Genomic DNA, 19,111 nt, shown 5'->3' with positions numbered 1-19,111 from the left:
TTTGTTAAAATAAATATTATCTTTGCGGAAACTTATAACCGCACAATGACGAAATTCTATTCTTTAGTTTTAATCTTAATTTTTTCTTTTCTCAGTAGTCAAAATCTAGATTGGTTTTATACCACTCTTGGAAAACGAGAAAGCCCTGGTGGCGCAACTCAACAAGATGGAATCAACAATATTAGTAGTATTGCAATAAATAGTGATGAATCTGTTTACTTTGCAGGAAATTACACAAACAACGTTGGTTTTGATGAAAATGCTACTTCAAATTTTCAACTACTATCTCCACTTGGATATCCATCACAAGAATGTTACGTAGCAAAAATTGATAAAAATAAAAAATATCTTTGGCATAAGACGATTACAATTGGATATAATAGTACTGCAAATATACATTCCGTAGTCATTGATAAAAAAGGAAATGTTATTGTTGCAGGATCTGCACGAGGAAATAATATAGATTTAAACCCAAATGATAGCAGTTCTCCAATTTATGATACTGATTCAAATTTACAAAGTGCCATCTTTGTCAACAAATATGATAAAGATGGGAATTTTATCTATGGAAGTTTTTATAAAGGAGGACATGGTAATCCTAAACTGACAATTGACAACAATAATAACATCATAATAGTTGGCAATTATATCAATTACAATGGCTATAATACAGATTTTGACCTTTCAAATCAGGTGTACTATTTAACTGCAGGTAGTGGTTGGTATGAAAATTACGGCTTTATTTTAAAGAATGATGAAGATGGAAAATTCATCTGGGTAAAATACATTTCTGGGTGGAACTCTGTCAACATGAACTCTTTGATGACAGATAGCAAAAATAATATCCTCACCTTAAGTAATAATGAATCCTTCTTCAATTTTAATGGAGAAAAGGAATATCGAAATATTGGATCAACTACCGAAGAGAATTATCTATGCAAAATAGACCCAGATGGAAATTTTGTTTGGGCACAAAATTTTGGAGGAAACAATAGCTACCTTGTATGGGATACTCAAGCATTCGATATAGACACAGATGATTCGATTGTATTAACTACCGCAAAAATCAATAAACCACTAACATTTCAAAATCATGTTGTGGATTATCCAAATTATCAATATGGTAGTGTTATCTTTAAAATAGACCAAAACAAAAATTACCTTTGGCATGCTCATTTAAACTCAGAATCAGATTCTTATTATTCCCAAGGTACGAATGTTAGTATTGCTTCGGACCATACCATCACTTGGAGTTTGGACATGCTAGGAATATATAGTTTTTATCACAAAAATCAATTAACAGAAACAATTAAATTATCTCCTAATGCTTCCATAAGTGATTATTCAACTATTTTAAAGTTAGATAATTCTGGAAAATTGATATATAATAAACATCAGATTTCAAAACATGATATTAGTCGTTTTGATAAAATTAACAATAAAATTTATTTTTCTGCTGGAAGAGGCGCAATGTTAGATAGAAATCCTGACCAAAGCATTCGCGATTTTTTATCATATAATAGCTTGTATACACACCAAAGTTCTATTCAAAAACTAGACAAATGCTATTCTGGAACACCAGATGGAGATTCGTTCCTTTACACTTGTGTTTCTGAGACAAAAAAAATAAAAGACCTATATCCTAAAACAAGCTACTCCAGCTGGTACGATTCTCCAACATCTATAACTCCACTCTCTCCAGAAACAGTTTTGGAAACAAAAAACTATTACGCATCTACTCAGGACATATCTTGTTCTTTCAATCCAACAAGGTTAGAAGTGGATGTGCTCGTATTTCAAAATCCTCCAAAATTAATCGTACCAAATTTTACTTTTTGCAATTTATCTGGTCAGAGAATATTAGACTTAAAAATTAACAATAATAAAGATGTTGAGTTTTTTGATGACAAAATGAATTCTATAAGTTTAGGAACGTTATTAGAAGCCAGCAAAAAATATTATGTTAGGCAAGTAGCGTCACACTATCCCTACACAAGTTGTAGAAGTGATCTGGCAGAGTTCTATGTGTATGATATCTCCACTCCTCCTGCAGCTGTATCTGCCCAAACTTTCTGCAAAATAGCTAACAAAAAAATATCTGACATTGTTGTCACTGCAACCAATCCCAAATGGTATTATGAAAATGGAATGGTCATCACCAATCTTTCTGAACCTTTGGCTGACAACACGAAATATTATGTGACTCAAAATGCCAGCGGTTGCGAAAGTGGAAAGAAAGAAATCTTAGTGACATTATCTGACCCAAATCCACCAAAAGGAGATGCCATTCAGGATTTTTGTTCCGCTTCGAATCCGTCATTAAAAAATATGTCTATCACCGGAACAGCCATCAAATGGTTTGATCCAATTGGAACACAAATTCCAGAGACAACACCATTGGTAGATGGAACAACTTATTATGCTTCTCAAACTATAAATAACTGTGAAAGCACACAAAAATTAGCTATTAAGGTAAATGTAGTTACCAATTATCTTTCTGCTACAGACTTCACAGACACTTTCTGTAATGATACAACAGCAAACTTTAAAACTATTGATCTTGATGATTATAAAAAAGAATTGATCACCAATCCGCAAGATTATACTTTCGAATTTAGAAATAGTTCTAATCTGGTTGTAAGTGGAAATACAAATCTAAATATAGGTTCCAATATTTTCGATGTCAAGATCAAATCGGCTCTTGGCTGTTATCAAGATGTGAAACTGAGTCTGACCCTTAATGAAAAACCAAAGATAGACCTTCCGACAGAAAAAGAATTTTGTGACAACCTAGGTACTGAATTGGATGCAGGATTAAACGCAAAGTATACCTACAGTTGGAGTACTGGCGAAACATCACATAAAATAAAAGCAGACAAAGAGCAAACGTATTCTGTAACAGTCACTACTCATAATGGATGTACCAATTCCGCAAGTGTCATCGTCAAAAAAGCAAAATTAGCGACCATCCAAAACATTTTGATCACGAATAACAACGCAACCGTCATCATGTCGTTTGCTGGAGATTATCTGTACTCATTGGATCAGATCAATTGGCAAAGTTCTAATAAATTGGAAAATCTCACGAATGGAAATTATACCGTTTATGTAAAAACAAATCTAGGCTGTGACCTTGGTTCAAAATCATTTACTATCTTTTCGTTAAGCAATATTTTCTCTCCAAATGGCGATGGCATCAATGATACTTGGAAGATCCCGGGAATAGAAAATTATCCAAACTCCGAGATCAGGATCATTGATAAGAATGGGAATATGGTTGTCAATACCATTACTAAAGGGGAAACCTACGAATGGAATGGAGAATCTGGCGGCCGAAAACTATCGACCGACAGCTACTGGTATCAAATAAAAATAACCGACGGCAGAATACTGGAAGGTTATGTTGTCATCAAAAATAGAAACTAAATCACAATACTGATATGAAAGAACTGAACGAGCTAGAATTGACCTTATTACAAGGTCTTACCACAAAATACCCGCAGTTTGTATCTCACATTTCGCATCTGACTGTTGCAAAAAGAAAGTTGACAGGCACAGGAATGAATGTTGAACTGACTTACGAAGATTTCAATGGTGAATTTGATGAGACCAATGCTTTGTTCAGCAATGGCGAAAATATAGCGATCAAGGGTTTGAAGGAAGGTTTGAGCTATGTCATCGATATCACAGTAGGACAAATTACCTCAATAGAATTCTCCACTTACAATGAAAAGTGGGACGGAAAATTGACCGACTATACAATTTTGGAAAAAGAGTAAAAACCTAAATCTAAAATTTAGAATAACAAAAAAGGATGAGCAAACACTCATCCTTTTTATTTTTTGATCAAACCAAATTATTTAGTTGTTACAATGCTATTTTTCAGCCAGTTGCTGTGGAATTTGCAATCCTTGTATTTGGTATCGAGAGAGATGAAGATAGATGGGATCTTGGTATTCACCCACTTTTCAACGATCTCATTCTTCTTCTTGTTGAGTGCCATTTCCTTGATCCTCTCATAATCGGTTGACAGATCCAATTGGTGCGCATCTATGATATCATTCACTTGGATGAGGCTCATCATCTTTCTCTTTTGTTGGTCTTCCTGTTGGAAAGGTTCGGTCACATCGTTCTTTTTAAGACCAGCGATCTGGTAAGAAACGGTAGGATCTAGACCCAATTTCTCCAATTTGTCAGAACCATCCTGATTGTTGGTCATGATCCCAGCAGAGAACTTGTTGCTCTTGTCATCAGAGAATTTGTAAGCGGCATCTTTGAAACTCATCTTGTTGTTGACTATCAAAGTTCTGATGCTGTCCAACTCTTTTCTGCCAGCAGCTATTTCATCAGCATTAGGTGTATTTTTGATCAGGATATGTCTCGCATCATACTTCTTCCCATTTCTTTTAACTAATTGGATCAGGTGATAACCATATTCAGATTCTATAGGATCAGACATCTCGCCTTCCTGAAGATTAAGAGCTGCTGCTTCAAACGGTTTTACCATTTGTCCCATATTGATCCCTTTATAAAGTCCGCCAAGCGCTGCAGAACCTTCGTCCTCGGAGTAGATCCTTGCTTGGTTTTCGAAGCTTTCGCCACCTTTGATATCTTGTTTTATCTTGTTCAATTTATCAATGATCTCTTTTTTATGTGCTGCAGAAATCTTGGGGTAGATGCTGATCTTGGAAAGTGAAACTTCGTCTTTCACATTCGGCAACTGGAATTTGAATTGATTATAAAAATCCGTCACCTCATTTGGTGTCACATCTGCCTTCTCAGTGATTCTGCCGTATTTCGCCTGTCCGTAATAGTTATCAGCATCGATTTTCTCGATCGCCGTTTTCATTTCGTAAGACGTACGGAATTTGTAAGCCGTCAACATGGCTTTTTCATCTGGGAATTGGGATAGGATCTGGGTGTATTTGGTTCCAGCCATTTCCTTGATTGCAGCCGATCGGTTCTCTATCAGTGTATCCTTTTTAGCTTCGAATATCAAAAGCTTGTTGTTCAGGATACTTTCCATAAAATCACATTTGTCTCCCACATTGGCGCCTTGCTGTTTCGCATAGTTCGCTTGATCCTCTATGTCAGACTCCAGAACGATCTCATCACCAATTACGGCTGCAATTCCATCTATGAGCTGACCTTTTTTTACCTGAGCAGAAAGATTTGTATTAAATAGACACAAGATCACTGACAGTAAAAAAAGACATTTCGTGTATTTTAACATTATTTTTATTTATTAAGGTGCAAAATTAAGATTATCAACCAATTCTGCTTCATTTTTTGTTATAATTATTTCTTAAAATTTTTCTTCAGTTCTGCCATGAAAGCGGGCTGAATGTCAACTTTGGTTTTAGCACGCTGGTCGGCAATTGTTTTTTGTAGCAATTTTTCTGTTACAGCATCTGTCATGTCTTCCTGTGCTTCTACTTGTGTCATCTGCTGTTCCGGCAAAAGTCCATCTATTGCAATCACTACATCCCTGTTGGAAATTTGGGTTGTAAAGGTTCCTTTTTTGAAAGGCACATTATTTTTTTTGAATATATCAGAAGATTCCGGGATTTTGCCTTCTTCAAAATGGACCAGAACCTGGTTTTTATCGTTGACCTGATTTTTGAATTTGGTCTTCAGGGCTTCCCATTTCTTAGGATCTTTGATCTCCTTTTCAATTTCCTTCACCAATTTTGGATCAGAAATTACAGCAGCTCTTGATTCTGCTCTTTTTTCCCAGATGAATTTGGCTTTGTTTTCGTTGTAATAATCCGTGTAAAGTTTCGGATTGTTCTTTACCTCATTTTTCAAATATTCTGAGAAAATATACTCGGAATATAGATTTTTCTTAAGTTCATCCACTTCTGGCTTGATCTCCGGAAGATTCTCAAAATTACTAGAATACACACCAATCATGAATTGCTTCGCCTGGTAATCCAACAAGTCTGACCATTGACTGGTAGGCATCTGCTCCAGATTTTTATATTGTGCATCTATAGCTTTTTTCAGATCTTCATGGGTTACTTTCTTTGCTCCATAAGAGAAAAGTACTGCTTTTGGATTTTTTGGATTAAGATAAGCCTGATAAGATTTTTTAAGTTCCACAAAATCTGGTGTTTCTACAAATTTATCCTGAGTCTTCAACCAATCTACAAGTTTGGAAGTCAATTCTTCGCCATAACTAGTTGATAACATCTCCTTTTGGAAGAAGCTCCTATTTTTATCTGTAAGCATGTAAGGTTCAATATTATAAATATTGAAAATAAAATACTTATCCCCGAATAGGATTGGTGTTTTTGTGTAGAAATCTTTCGGTTGACCTTTCAAAGCACTGTAAACCTCGTCCGGCAAAATAGGTGAACCCATCACTGCGCCACCAGAATTCTTTTCGTCTTCAGTGGAACCAAATTCTTTCACCACCGTTTGGAACTTCTTACCAGATTCCAATTCTTTGTAGATCTTGGCTTTGGTGGTTTCATAGTTGGCATCATTCGGCACAGTTAGAACTCCGAAGACCATGTAACCTAAGCTGGGTCTTGTAGCCACTACTTTTGCAAATCCAACCACATTTGGTTTCTCAATGAAAGTGGTGTATGAATTGACAGGCACGTTTTTCATCTGTTGGTACAACTCATAATCTAGCATTCCTGGTTTTACAAAAAATGGCTTTGAAGCTTCCGGTTTCGAATTTTTTGATAAAAAATCCTCCATTGTCATCTTCCCAGCTTTTACCTGATTGTAAAGTGCTTTATAATCTGTCTTATCATCAGCTTTTTTCTCTTTTAGGAAAAGTAAGACTTGAGTTTCTGTTTTATTAGAATTCACAAAATCCTGTAAAATTGGCTCAACAATGGTCTTTGGATAGAACTTTTGCTCCTTCAATTCAGACATTCTCTGATTCACAGCATTTGCAAAATAGTTCATCGTATCCGCTTTCTTTTCCTGTGCCAATTGCTGCAGGAGCAAAAATTCCACAGTAGAATTCACAGATTTATCCGGACCAGCAGTCTCGAGTCCATATTTGTTTTCTTTCATGTAGTCTTTGACAGAGATGCTGTCTTTGCCTACGATCAGATATTGAGAAAAAGCCATCTGAGACACGAACGCCAAAACAGCCGGAAAAAAGATCTTCTTCATTTGATATATTTTGTAACCACCCATTTGAGTGATAATTTTGTGTTAAGTTAAATTTTAGATAGCAGATTCGAACGTCGTCAATTCCTTGAATTGATTGATCCTTCCGCTCAACTCCTCTTTAGTAACGTTTCCAATTCTTTCTGTCCCGAATTTCTCAACCGTGAATGAAGCCATTGCGCTACCGACGATGATGGCTGTTTTCATGCTTTCAAAACTGAAATCACCTTTCTTGGTAAGATAAGATGCAAATCCGCCTGCGAAAGTATCTCCTGCTCCTGTTGGATCAAAAACTTCTTCCAAAGGCAAAGCAGGAATAGCGAAGATTTTACCGTCGTGGAAAAGCAAAGCGCCGTGTTCTCCTTTTTTGATGATCACATATTTTGGTCCCAATTCGTGGATCTTCTTAGCCGCTTTCACCAAAGAATATTCTCCGGAAAGTTGTCTTGCTTCCTCGTCGTTGATCGTGATAACATCGGTCTTAGCGATCACTTTCATCAAATTGTCCCAAGCGATGTCCATCCAAAAATTCATGGTATCAAGAATCACCAATTTTGGCTGCGTTTTCATTTTTTCTAAAACAGAAAGCTGAACTACAGGATCGAGATTTCCTAACAAAAGTACTTCTGCTTCCGAAGAATGCTCTGGAACTTTCGGGTCAAAATCTGCGAGAACGTTAAGTTCTGTAACCAAAGTATCTCTTGTATTAAGGTCGTTGTGATATTTTCCACTCCAGAAAAAGGTTTTCCCGTCTTTCACCATCTCTACTCCATCTACATTGATGTTTTTTGAAGTCATCATATCCAGATATTCCTGTGGGAAATCGCCGCCGATCACGGAAACCAAACTTACGTCTGTATCCAAAGCTGAAGCTGCAAGTCCGATATAAGTGGCTGCACCACCAAGAATTTTATCTGTTTTTCCAAAAGGTGTTTCGATGGCATCAAATGCTACAGTTCCTACTGCTAATAATTTCATAATCTAAGTTTTTGCTAATGGCAATGAGCTTTTGCTAATTACCTTTTATAATATTAATCTTTAATCTTATTATCTTTTGCCTTGATACTTACTTGTTTTTCCATTCAAAAGAATCTATCAGATGCAAAAGGTCTTTTTTGATATAATCTACGGCCGGCGCCAAAGAATCCGGACGCGGACGTGAATTGAAATATAAGTTCCCTGTTACAAAATGTCTCGTACTATCTGTAATATAAAACTGAATGTTAGAAGCCGTTTGACCTTTCAGTTCATAGAAATTTCCGTAAACATTTTTCTCAGGATACGAGAATGATTTGGTGTCAATTGCACTGGCTTTGATGGTGTGTTCATAAACCATTTTTTCTGCTTCTTTCACGTGAAGCTGGAAATCATTCTTGATCGGGAAATAAGTAATGAAAACATTGGCCTTCATGCCTGGATAAGAGAGATTGTACCAACAGGCTTGTTTTGCATCTTTGATCTTTGCAAAATCCGAGTAATCAAATGAGTAATCGCACGGTGCAGAAAAGCTCAGGTATTTCGGGGGCGGATATTCCAAACGCAGATCGCCTTTCGGTTTTGGGACCGGTTCTTTGGCGCAGGAGAAAAGTGATAAGCCGATGAAAACTCTGATCAGATTTTTAAACATTCGGCAAAAATAACAATTAGAATCGATACAGAGAATTTTGAATACTTAATTTTTGTTAAGAATAATTGATTTACAGTGAAATGTGGATTTTTATTTAATTAATAATTAGAACTCTCGCAGATTTGGCAAATTTTGCGGATTTGTTTTTGGAACACTTAAGTCAATTGAGAGTCACCTATTGATAAAAAAAGTTCAATCTAGCTTATTCTTTATATGTCATAGGTCTTCGACTCCGCTCAGACTGACAGTTGGAAATATTTGAGAACCTCAGACTGACAATTTTACAATTTGGAAATTCATTATTTGAGTTGTCACACTGAGCGGAGTCGAAGTGTTCTTCATTAGGATAACAAAACATTATATTTATCTACACTGTTGTTTTATACTGGATCTGCAGCCCGACTTGAACGGAGCTCATTTTCTGTGGCTGTAAAAGCGATGGCAAAAAATAGCGGGAGTGGAAGGCGGAAAAGCTGCCCAAATATTATTAATTTGTTTTAAAAAGCGTTAAAATTGAAGATTAATCTGATGAAAATAAAATATTTGTAACCTTTTTGGGTTTCTCATCGTATAATATAATGCAACCTAAAGAATGAGGTTTTTATATGAGACAATTAAAAATTACAAAACAGGTTACCAACAGGGAAACCGCATCACTAGACAAGTATCTTCAAGAAATCGGGAAAGTGGAATTGATCACGGCCGATGAAGAGGTAGATTTGGCACAAAGGATCCGCGCTGGCGACAGAGCGGCGTTGGAGAAATTGATCAAAGCTAACTTACGTTTCGTGGTTTCCGTTTCCAAGCAGTATCAGAATCAGGGACTTTCTCTTCCCGATCTGATCAACGAAGGAAATCTTGGTCTAATGAAAGCGGCGAAAAGATATGATGAGACGAGAGGTTTCAAATTTATCTCCTACGCTGTTTGGTGGATTCGTCAATCGATCTTGCAGGCTTTGGCCGAGCAGTCGAGAATTGTAAGATTACCGTTGAATAAAATCGGTTCTATCAACAAGATCAACAAAGCTTATGCTCACCTGGAGCAAGAGAACGAAAGACCACCTTCTCCGGAAGAGTTGGCAGAAGTTCTGGATATGAGCGAGGAAGACATCAAGGAATCTATGAAAAACAGTGGTCGTCACCTATCGATGGATGCGCCGCTTGTGGAAGGTGAAGATTCTAACCTTTATGACGTTTTACGTTCGGGAGAATCTCCAAGTCCGGATAAGGATTTGATGCTTGAATCACTACAGATCGAGATTGAAAGAGCACTTCAAACTTTGACGCCGAGAGAGGCTGACTTGGTAAGATTGTATTTCGGATTGAACGGAAAACATCCAATGACGCTTGAAGAAATCGGTGAAACATTTGACCTGACGAGAGAAAGAGTTCGTCAGATCAAAGAAAAAGCAATCAAAAGATTGAAACACAACACAAGAAGTAAGATCCTGAAATCTTACCTTGGAAAATAAAAATTCCTTTTTTGGAATGAAATTGAAGCAAGACTTTTTGGTCTTGCTTTTTTGTATTAATAATTAACTTTGTTCAAAAAGATAATCAATTTAAAGTATGATTAAGAAAATTAAAAGAGATATTTGCATCATTAAATACAGATCACTTCCACTAACTGAGTATGAAAAAGAAACTGATTCAGATGTTTATAATCATCCTAACATAAAATCAGCTTATTGGTTAAAGCTTGAAAAAGATTCGCCAAAAAATTTAAGAAATCAGTTTATAAAACTTATAAAGAATTTAGAAATTGAAAATTTAATCATCTTAGGTGAGATGAATAAACCTTGGATTTCAAAATTCACTTCAAAAAGGAAAGATTACAAACCTCTAATTAAGTCATTAGAATATTTTAAATCTCAAAAGATAACAACAATTTTTAATGGCGGATTAGAGTTACACATTGATGATTTGGTAACTTTTTTTCCTCACTTTTATACAATAACAAGATGTGATGGTGGATTTTTTGATTATAATATGATTGATGAAAAGCAAAATATTATTCTCTATTTACACTATTCAGGTGAAATAAAAATTATGATTTTGAATAAAAAATTTGAAAAGAAATTTTTGAAAGAAATTAAGAAAACTGATTTTATTGATTCCATGAGAGACAACGCTGATCGACTTTAGACAATATGAAAATCTCAATCATCGGTGGCGGAATTGGCGGTTTGACTTTGGGAAATGTCCTGAAGCAACACCACATCGATTTTAAGATCTATGAAAGTGCGCCAGAAATAAAACCAGTTGGAGCAGGAATCGCAATGGCAGGAAATGCAATGCAGATCTTCGATAAACTCGGTTTGAAAGAAAAGATTGAAAAAGCGGGAACAAAAATGCACGCTTTAATTATTACTGATGAAAAGCTGAAAACTATTTCAAAAACCGATGTTCTAAAGCTTGAAAGCAAATACAATGTTTGCAACATCGCCATTCACAGAGCGGAACTTCAAAAAGTATTGAGCGAAAATATCTCAGAAAATATCATTCTTAACAAACGTCTTTCGACCATTGAGAAGAAGGAAAATTATCATTTGACTTTTGAAGACAAAACAGAAATCGAAAGTGAAATCATCTTCGGAGCTGATGGCGTGAAATCTTTGGTTCGAAATCAAATTCTTAAATCCGGCGAGATCCGAGAAGCTAAACAAAAATGCTGGCGCGGAATTATAAAAACCGAAATTCCTGAAAAATATAGCCACAATGCCTACGAAATGTGGGGGAAAGGAAAACGTTTTGGCTTTGTGAAGATCAAGGAAAATACTTTGTATTGGTATGCTTTGGTGAATGAGAAATTCTATTCTAAGGACATTGATTTATTAGAAACATTTAAAGAATTTCATCCTGATGTTTTGGAAATGATCTCAAAAACCTCAAAGGAAAATATCATTCTGAATGACATCATCGACCTAAAACCGATGGAAAAATGGTCTACAGAAAATCTTTGTTTGATTGGAGATTCTGCGCACGCCACAACGCCAAATATGGGACAAGGCGGTTGCCAAGCGGTGGAAGATGCATACATCATCGGAAAACTTCTGGAAACCGAAAAAGATTGGAACAAAGTCTTTCACCAATTCGAAAATATCAGAAGATTAAAAGTGAATCATATTGTGAAGACAAGTTGGACGCTTGGGAAAGTGGCGCAGTGGGAAAATTTCACTGGACTTCGGAATTTTGTTTTTAGAAATATGCCGGAAAGTGTAAATCAGGAACAGATGGAGAAAATCCTGAAATTGGAATTGTAGCTTTTATTGGTCTTTCCTTCGACAGGCTCAGGATAAACTTCACCTCAGACTGACAACTAACTAATCTTCCTTCTTTAGATTTTCTATTAAACCTTCAAGTTCTTTGATCTTATCTTTCAGGTTTTTGATATCGTTTTTATTGTTGGTCACTTTACTTTTCAACATTACGGTTCTGGCGCGGTCGCTATGGTCATCGTCGTCGTCATCTTCGTTGATCTCCTCTACATCTTCCTGGATCTCATCAATATCTTCTTGGATTTCCTCTACATCTTCCTGGATCTCCTCGATGTCCTCCTGGATCTCATCTATATCTTCCTGGATCTCGTTCACATCTTCCTTCAAATCCTCGATATGTTCTGTACTTTTATTAACAGACATTTGAATGAAAATCGCCAAATAAATCGCTTCCAAAGAAACTACAGTTGTGAGAACCAATAACATATGTTCAAATTCAACAATGTTAAAAATTGGTAAAGCAAAACAAACGATAAAGAAAATCGTATGAAAAACAAGCGACTGAATAGAACCTACCCACCAGATAATTCCGTTGGCGATCTTTTCTAAAATAGTCAGTCTTTCCTGAGTTTCTTCTGTAAGTTTCATTGATAGATTTTTAAACTGTTTGATTTTCTTTCAGAACTTTTCTGGAAAATAAAATGATTAAAATAAAATTAAGAAAGACCAAGTAATAACCAATTTTGATTTGATTTAAGTCTTCTAAAGCTTCGCAAAAATAAAGTAAAATTGTAGAACTACTTAACAAAATCAAATTAATTAAAGATAAAAATTGCACTGTTTTTATTTTATTTAAGAATGATAAGATCAACATTATTATCGTTGATATCAATACCAAAAAATATCCTAACGATGAATAAAATGACACTTCATAAAAAGAATTCCCATCAAATTTATCCTTAAATAAAGTTTCAAGCAAAAGTGTATAAAAATTAAATGTAAAATCTTTTTTAGCTTTCTGAATTCTTACTATTCTATTTTCTTTTTCTTGTTGCAACAATTTAGTTTCTTCTTGCTTTGATAGAGCTTCAAAGATTCTAATTGTATCACCATCTTTGGTAACTTTATTTGCAGAATCTACAACTAAAACTTTAGATACTTCTTCTGAATGTAAATTTTCAATCGACCTGTCTGAACACGTTCTTAAAAAAGGAAGAAAAAAAAGCAGAAAACTTAAAGATATCAAGCTTCTCAATGTTAATTTGCCCTTCATTGCTAATTAGTTTAACACCAAATCTACAAATTTTAACATCGACCTACAATACAATTAATTGATCACATCGCTCAAAGCCTTATCGAGATTATTATACTGAAATTTGAAACCGGCATTTTCAATCTTTTTTGAAGAAATCCGGCTACCTTCCAAAGCTAAAACGGACATTTCACCCAAAAAGGTTTTGATGATAAATTTGGGAATATTGGGCAACCATATTTTTTTGCCAAGATGGGAAGCTATCTTTTTTGTGAGAGTTTCGTTTGTGATGAAGTCAGGAGCTGATGCATTGTACGCACCAGTCATAGAGACATCTTCCACTGCTTTGAAATAGATATTCACCAGATCATCGATATGGACCCAAGGGAAATATTGTTCGCCATTTCCTAGAACCGCACCGACATTTAGTTCAATAGGTTTTTTCAAAACTTCCAACGCACCATCTTTTTCGGAAAGCACGGTTGATGTTCTGATACAAACCACCCTACTTCCAAGTTTGTGAAACTGAAAGGCTTTTTCTTCCCAATCCTTGCAGACTTCTCCAAGAAAGTCATTGGCAGGCTGGTCATCTTCAGTAAAAATTTGTTGAGAAGTGGTTTGCCCGTAGATCCCGACAGCTGAGGATGAGATCACCGCTTCTGGATAGATCTTCCGCTTCTGCATCTCTTCGTAAATGAACTGTGCAGAATCGATTCGGCTGCTGTACACTTCTTTTTTATAAGACTCTGTCCATCGTTTACTGATGGATGCGCCGGCCAGGTGAATGAAAATATAAGTATTGTCTAACGCGCCTACTTCCAAGAAACCATTTTTATAATCCCAAATATAAGATCGGAAATCTGAATTTTCCGGTTTGGAGCGGACAAGTATCTCTACCTGATAACCTCTTTCGTATAATTTACGGGCAATTTTTTTTCCAATAAGTCCTGTTGCACCACTGATAAGAATCTTTTTCATTAAGGAATTTCCTATTGGGAATCAAAAACGAGTCCAAGTAAAGTCAATTGTCTGTTAATTTTTTGATACTTGACAACAAACATTTGGAAGCTGGAAAAGTTCTAAAGCAGTTTTATTCTGTCATCAGCGATCTCGATGATCTTATCTTTATAAAGACTACCAATAGCTTTCTTGAAATTCTTCTTGCTCATTTGGAGTTCATCTTTGATCTCTTCAGGCGAAGATTTGTCAGATAGATATAGCAATCCGTAGTTGTCATTCAACTTATCTAGAATAGCCTGTTTGAATTCGTCCACATTTTCAAAACCTTGAGGTTGAAGTGTGACATCTATTTTGCCATCTTCACGGATGGTTTTGATATAGCCTGTCTCTTCGGAAAGTGGATATAATTTTTTGAAAACATCAGAAGCGTAGATCAATCCGATATATTCCTTATTGATGACGACATTCCATCCCAATTCGGATTCGTTCATCATGATCAGATCCACTTTGTCACCTTGTCTCAGGGGCAGATCTTCGTATTGTGGATTACGTTTGAATTTTGTCGTTCCGGTAGTCAATCCGGTTGCATCGTCCGTATAGACATAGACAATGTATCGTTTCCCTTCTAGGATTTTGGATTTCTGTTGTTTGTACGGGATGAAGAGATCCTTGATAATTCCCCAATCCATGAATGCTCCTGTTGGCAAACTCTGCACGCAGGTCATAACAGCAAATTCTCCAACTTGAGCGTTTGCCTTTTCTGTCGTCGCCTTAAAGTTACCGTCATCTTGATAGACAAAAACCTCTACCTCGCTTCCAACTTCCCAAGACTCGTCTGCAAAAACTTTTTGGATAAATGCTTTTTCTCCGAGTTCGTCTTTTAGGATAAAACCAGAAGATATTTTTTCAGCGATTGTTAAAGTTTGGATTTGACCAGGTTTCATAGAATTGAATTTCCTGCAAAAATAGCTAAACTTTTCTTTAATCTGTCCTTTTGCGAAATATTCCCTCGCCGAAACACATTGTTAAAACAGACATAATGATCCCAGCTAATTTTATCACTATCAAATTATATAATCTAGACATAATTTTTATCTTATTTTGTAATCTTTAATATCAGCAGAAACACCTTTTGCAAAACCTAAAACAACCCATCTCGTCTTTACCTCTAAAAACAACCTCAATCCACGAAAAAGATGGATTGAGGTCTATAGTATAAGAATGAATGTTCTATTATTTTACCATCTTGTTCCATCTTTGTAAGGTGGATCTGGATCTACTGCCGCCTCTTTTTTCACAACATCTGTACCTATTTTAGCAGAGTCTGCCAAAACAGCTTTATTGCTTAACATGTCTTGAGTCTCATTATTTGTAAATACAGCAGATTCATCATCTTGTCTGCAAGAAACAAAATTTAATGATACAACTGCAATCGCGACGATAGTGATTAGTCTTTTCATAATTGGAAATTATTATTATTTATTTTTGTTATTATTTTAAAAAAATTATGTTGTAATTGTTTGACGAAAGTATAAGCAAAATATGACTAATAAAAACTTTTATGGTCTCGATTACGAAATCGCTACGTCCTAATTCACAAATAAAGACACAATTAAAATACTGATTAACAAAAACTTAACACCACTACTATTACATTAATAAACATAATCTATTTTTAGTAATTAATTGTCGATCATATTTTATAAATGTGTACTTTTGTAGAACAAATGACGAAGATAAATATTACTATGAAACAGTTTATCTTTATCATATTGGCATTTTCTTTCAGTCTTATATATTCTAAGGATAAGACACCAAAAAGCTATGATGATTACAGGAAAAAATATGAGAATTACGGAGAAAATGATGGCAGGGCTTTTGAGAATTTAAATCTATTCATACAAAAAGCAAAAAACGAAAAAATATCCAGAACTTTTCCAAGGTTACAGAGATGCCGTTTTTTACGCCAAATCTCGTGACAAAAAGATCCAATATGCAGATAGTTGTCTAGATGCTGCATACAAATCTGCGAATGATTATCGGATATCATTTGCTTACATCCAGAAAGGAAGTATCTACTACGCTAATTATAAAAAATACAAACCCGCTTTGGATGAGTATATCATGGCGTACAAATATGCCAAGAATACTATTGACATGTATCTCAAATACAAGATCTACTATCATCTTGGTGTTGTAAAGAACTATTTAGGCTACCATGAAGAAGCACTAGAACTATTCAAAAACTGTCTTAATCATTTTGAAGCTGAAACAAACGACAAAACCCAGCACCAATTCAAAATATTCAACAACCAAAAAGGATATCTCAACAGTCTTCATCAGATGATCGTCTGTTATAGAAATATGGGAGATATGAAAAGCATAGATTCTCTCATTGATATTGGATAATTAAAGACATTTAATAATAAAGATTTTCGTCAGGAGAGAAGCTACTTCCTCAAATCGAAAGGTCTATCCGAATTCAATAACAACAGATACTTGTCGGCAATCAATGATCTGGACAAATCTGCAAGGCTGATGAAAGATGATTTTGCATGGTTATCGGTGGATTATTTTTTCATCGGGAAAAGTTATTTGGCTCTCAACAAACAAGACCTTGCCATTTCCAATTTCAAAAAGATCGATTCTATTTTCAATAAACATGAGTTCATCCTCCCAGAACTTCGGGAAAATTAAGAGTTTCTGATCAACCATTATAAGACTCAAAAAGATAAAGAAAAACAGCTCTATTACACGACACAGCTTCTAAAAGCAGATAGCATCATCTCAAGAGATTTCGCTTATTTGTCGTCGAAGATCCACAGAGAGTACGATACAAATACCTTGATGGAAGAAAAAGGAAAACTTCAAACTGCCAATACATGGGGTGGTTTCCTGATCGCTTTTTTGGTGATTACAGCGGGAATCCTTTCGTATATTTTACTAAAAAGACATAAAAAAGAGAAAAGCAGTCTTGACAACTATCGGGTTCTACAACAAAAGTTGAGAACGCATAATTATGTGTCAGCAACAGATAGTAACACAGTTGCGCCACCAATCGCTCAAACAGAGACGAATGAGGACAAAAAGACCCACATCACAGAAGCCATAAAGCAAGATTTGCTTCAGAAACTAAAAAAATTCGAGGACAAAAAGCAGTTTACCCAAAAAGGTCTTACAATACAGAAGTTGGCGGTACAACTGGATACCAATTCCAATTATCTTTCCGATGTCATCAACGAACAAAAGGGAATGAACTTCAATAGGTATCTTGGCGATCTGCGTATCAGGCATATCACCACTCTACTGTTCGAAAAGAACATGTACCTCAACTACACCATCGATAGTTTGGCCAAAGAATGTGGTATCGCGTCCCGTCAAAACTTTTCTGACCTTTTCCATGAGATCAATGGCATCAGGCCAACCGATTTCATCAGAAAAAGGAAAAAAGAAATAGATGGTGGTGACTCTTCTTCGCTAGGAAATATCAGTGGCTTATTTTCTGAGAATTAGATTTTAATCTAAAAATTCTTCAATCTTTAAAGTTTGTTGTTCGCCAGCCTGCAGATTTTTCACAGTTACATTTCCATCTTTAATCTCCTGTTCGCCTAGGAAAACCAGATTTTCAATGCCTTTTTTCTCAGCGTACGTGAACTGCTTTTTCAGTTTTGAAGCTTCGGGATAAAGTTCTGCTGAGATATTTTTGGCTCTTAATTTTGATATTAATTTTAAAGCTTCTATAGATTCTGTTTCTCCGTAGTTGGCAAAAAGATATTTTACTTTCACATCAGAATCTTCTGGGAAAATTCCCAATTCTTCCATGACGAGATAGATTCTGTCCAATCCAAAAGAAATCCCAATTCCGGGAACATCTTTAACACCGAAAACTTCCGTCAGGTTATCATAACGTCCGCCGCCGCCAATGGAACCCATCGCTACATCCTTCGCTTTCACTTCAAAAATAGCTCCTGTGTAATAATCCAAACCTCTTGCAAGTGTGATGTCAAAAACCAGATCTTCAGAATTAATTCCCAATTCCAACGCATTTTTGATAACAAATTCCAATTCTTCAACACCTTTCAGTCCAGTTTCGTTTCCTGTGAATTTTACTTTTAGGTTTGATAGATTTTCCAGCGCATCATTGGTTTGATTGAAAAGGAAATCCAATTTTGAGATTGCTTCTTCCGAGATTCCTTTTTCCAGCATTTCTTTCGTGACACCATCTTTTCCGATTTTATCTAATTTATCAAGCGCAACGGTGAAATCGATCAACTGATCTGCAATTCCTGCATATTCTGCAATTCCGGAAAGGATCTTTCTGTTATTGATGTGAACTGAAACCGCTAAATTCAAATCATCAAACGATTTAAAATACAATTGCAACAACTCCACTTCTTGCCAAAGACTCGTGCTTCCTACAACATCTGCATCACATTGGTAAAACTCTCTGAATCTTCCTTTCTGAGGACGATCTGCACGCCAAACCGGCTGGATCTGATAACGTTTGTAAGGAAAAGCTAACTGCCCTTGATTCATTGCAACAAATCTTGCGAATGGAACTGTAAGGTCGTAACGAAGCGCTTTTTCTGAGATTTGAGAAATTAATTTTTGAGAATTTTTGTTTCCCCAATCTTCATCATTTGTCTTTGAAGCGTAATCTCCGGAATTCAAAATTTTGAAGATCAATCGATCACCTTCTTCGCCGTATTTTCCTGTCAGAGTAGAAAGATTTTCAAAACTTGGGGTTTCCAAAGGTTGGAATCCGAATAGTTCGAAATTATTCTGTAAAACATTGATGATGTATTTTCTTCTGGAAACTTCTTTCGCTGTAAAATCTCTCGTTCCTTTTGCTAAGCTCGGCTTCATTTTATAATGGATAAATGATGATTGATAATTGATAATCGATTGCAAAAATAAGGATTT

The 19,111-nt window shown here is 35.6% G+C and carries 18 protein-coding genes; 8 read left to right on the top strand and 10 right to left on the bottom strand.

Translation table 11 applies throughout. The features are described 5' to 3' along the window. The first annotated feature begins 45 nt into the window (after positions 1 to 45). Both AXA65_RS10235 and AXA65_RS10230 read left to right on the top strand, forming a co-directional pair. The gene (locus tag AXA65_RS10235) at positions 46 to 3,426 is read left to right on the top strand and encodes a T9SS type B sorting domain-containing protein (RefSeq protein WP_063969996.1); all 3,381 of its coding nucleotides are present in this window, start codon (positions 46 to 48) and stop codon (positions 3,424 to 3,426) included. 14 nt (positions 3,427 to 3,440) lie between these two features. Continuing rightward, positions 3,441 to 3,779, top strand: coding sequence for a hypothetical protein (locus AXA65_RS10230; protein ID WP_063969995.1), 339 nt, complete (start codon positions 3,441 to 3,443; stop codon positions 3,777 to 3,779). Between the two features lie 77 nt (positions 3,780 to 3,856). Here the strand turns inward: AXA65_RS10230 and AXA65_RS10225 are convergent, their stop codons facing one another. The 4 genes from AXA65_RS10225 to gldD all read right to left on the bottom strand — a co-directional run bounded on the left by AXA65_RS10225 (position 3,857) and on the right by gldD (position 8,758). Further along, on the bottom strand, positions 3,857 to 5,233 hold the full coding sequence (locus AXA65_RS10225; RefSeq protein WP_063969994.1) for a peptidylprolyl isomerase: 1,377 nt from the start codon (positions 5,231 to 5,233) through the stop codon (positions 3,857 to 3,859). Positions 5,234 to 5,298: 65 nt separating this feature from the next. Beyond that, positions 5,299 to 7,134 (bottom strand): hypothetical protein, encoded by a 1,836-nt coding sequence (locus AXA65_RS10220; protein WP_131797800.1) that lies wholly within the window; start codon positions 7,132 to 7,134, stop codon positions 5,299 to 5,301. Between the two features lie 54 nt (positions 7,135 to 7,188). Continuing rightward, positions 7,189 to 8,109: a PfkB family carbohydrate kinase gene (locus AXA65_RS10215; protein ID WP_063969992.1), complete on the bottom strand. Its 921-nt coding sequence runs from the start codon at positions 8,107 to 8,109 to the stop codon at positions 7,189 to 7,191. A gap of 88 nt (positions 8,110 to 8,197) precedes the next feature. Continuing rightward, positions 8,198 to 8,758 (bottom strand): gliding motility lipoprotein GldD, encoded by a 561-nt coding sequence (gldD, locus tag AXA65_RS10210; RefSeq protein WP_063969991.1) that lies wholly within the window; start codon positions 8,756 to 8,758, stop codon positions 8,198 to 8,200. 605 nt (positions 8,759 to 9,363) lie between these two features. On the opposite strand from gldD, the gene AXA65_RS10205 reads away from it, so the two are divergent. The 3 genes from AXA65_RS10205 (at position 9,364) to AXA65_RS10195 (ending at position 12,021) form a co-directional block, all read left to right on the top strand. After that, positions 9,364 to 10,230 carry an RNA polymerase sigma factor RpoD/SigA gene (locus AXA65_RS10205; RefSeq protein ID WP_027383822.1) on the top strand — a complete coding sequence of 289 codons (867 nt, stop codon included), beginning with the start codon at positions 9,364 to 9,366 and terminating at the stop codon, positions 10,228 to 10,230. A gap of 97 nt (positions 10,231 to 10,327) precedes the next feature. Continuing rightward, positions 10,328 to 10,903 (top strand): hypothetical protein, encoded by a 576-nt coding sequence (locus AXA65_RS10200; protein WP_063969990.1) that lies wholly within the window; start codon positions 10,328 to 10,330, stop codon positions 10,901 to 10,903. Positions 10,904 to 10,908: 5 nt separating this feature from the next. Continuing rightward, positions 10,909 to 12,021: an FAD-dependent monooxygenase gene (locus AXA65_RS10195; protein WP_063969989.1), complete on the top strand. Its 1,113-nt coding sequence runs from the start codon at positions 10,909 to 10,911 to the stop codon at positions 12,019 to 12,021. A gap of 60 nt (positions 12,022 to 12,081) precedes the next feature. Here AXA65_RS10195 and AXA65_RS10190 read toward each other — a convergent pair whose 3' ends face one another. The 5 genes from AXA65_RS10190 to AXA65_RS10170 form a co-directional block, all read right to left on the bottom strand. Further along, a complete protein-coding gene (locus AXA65_RS10190; protein WP_063969988.1) occupies positions 12,082 to 12,624 on the bottom strand; it encodes a coiled-coil domain-containing protein in 543 nt (180 codons plus the stop codon). A 10-nt stretch (positions 12,625 to 12,634) separates the two neighbouring features. Beyond that, positions 12,635 to 13,249, bottom strand: coding sequence for a hypothetical protein (locus AXA65_RS10185; RefSeq protein ID WP_063969987.1), 615 nt, complete (start codon positions 13,247 to 13,249; stop codon positions 12,635 to 12,637). A gap of 54 nt (positions 13,250 to 13,303) precedes the next feature. Further along, entirely contained in the window at positions 13,304 to 14,206 is a 903-nt protein-coding gene (locus AXA65_RS10180; protein ID WP_063969986.1) for a TIGR01777 family oxidoreductase, read from the bottom strand. 101 nt (positions 14,207 to 14,307) lie between these two features. Continuing rightward, complete coding sequence (locus tag AXA65_RS10175) at positions 14,308 to 15,132, bottom strand: S1 RNA-binding domain-containing protein (protein ID WP_063969985.1); 825 nt, start codon at positions 15,130 to 15,132, stop codon at positions 14,308 to 14,310. A gap of 294 nt (positions 15,133 to 15,426) precedes the next feature. Continuing rightward, the gene (locus AXA65_RS10170; protein WP_063969984.1) at positions 15,427 to 15,648 is read right to left on the bottom strand and encodes a hypothetical protein; all 222 of its coding nucleotides are present in this window, start codon (positions 15,646 to 15,648) and stop codon (positions 15,427 to 15,429) included. Positions 15,649 to 16,297: 649 nt separating this feature from the next. On the opposite strand from AXA65_RS10170, the gene AXA65_RS19545 reads away from it, so the two are divergent. The 3 genes from AXA65_RS19545 (at position 16,298) to AXA65_RS19535 (ending at position 17,701) form a co-directional block, all read left to right on the top strand. Beyond that, a complete protein-coding gene (locus AXA65_RS19545) occupies positions 16,298 to 16,597 on the top strand; it encodes a hypothetical protein (protein WP_131797799.1) in 300 nt (99 codons plus the stop codon). Between the two features lie 90 nt (positions 16,598 to 16,687). Next, positions 16,688 to 16,885: a hypothetical protein gene (locus AXA65_RS19540; RefSeq protein WP_086048159.1), complete on the top strand. Its 198-nt coding sequence runs from the start codon at positions 16,688 to 16,690 to the stop codon at positions 16,883 to 16,885. Positions 16,886 to 17,035: 150 nt separating this feature from the next. Next, positions 17,036 to 17,701, top strand: a complete 666-nt coding sequence (locus AXA65_RS19535) for a helix-turn-helix domain-containing protein (RefSeq protein ID WP_165596591.1) — start codon at positions 17,036 to 17,038, stop codon at positions 17,699 to 17,701. A 3-nt stretch (positions 17,702 to 17,704) separates the two neighbouring features. Here AXA65_RS19535 and hisS read toward each other — a convergent pair whose 3' ends face one another. Further along, complete coding sequence (gene hisS / locus AXA65_RS10160) at positions 17,705 to 19,054, bottom strand: histidine--tRNA ligase (RefSeq protein ID WP_063970034.1); 1,350 nt, start codon at positions 19,052 to 19,054, stop codon at positions 17,705 to 17,707. Between the last annotated feature and the right edge of the window lie 57 nt (positions 19,055 to 19,111).

The organism is Chryseobacterium sp. FP211-J200 (assembly GCF_001643375.1).
GTDB lineage: Bacteria > Bacteroidota > Bacteroidia > Flavobacteriales > Weeksellaceae > Epilithonimonas > Epilithonimonas ginsengisoli.
Note: the sequence above shows the minus strand (reverse complement) of the source record. Positions and strands in the feature narration are given on the sequence as shown.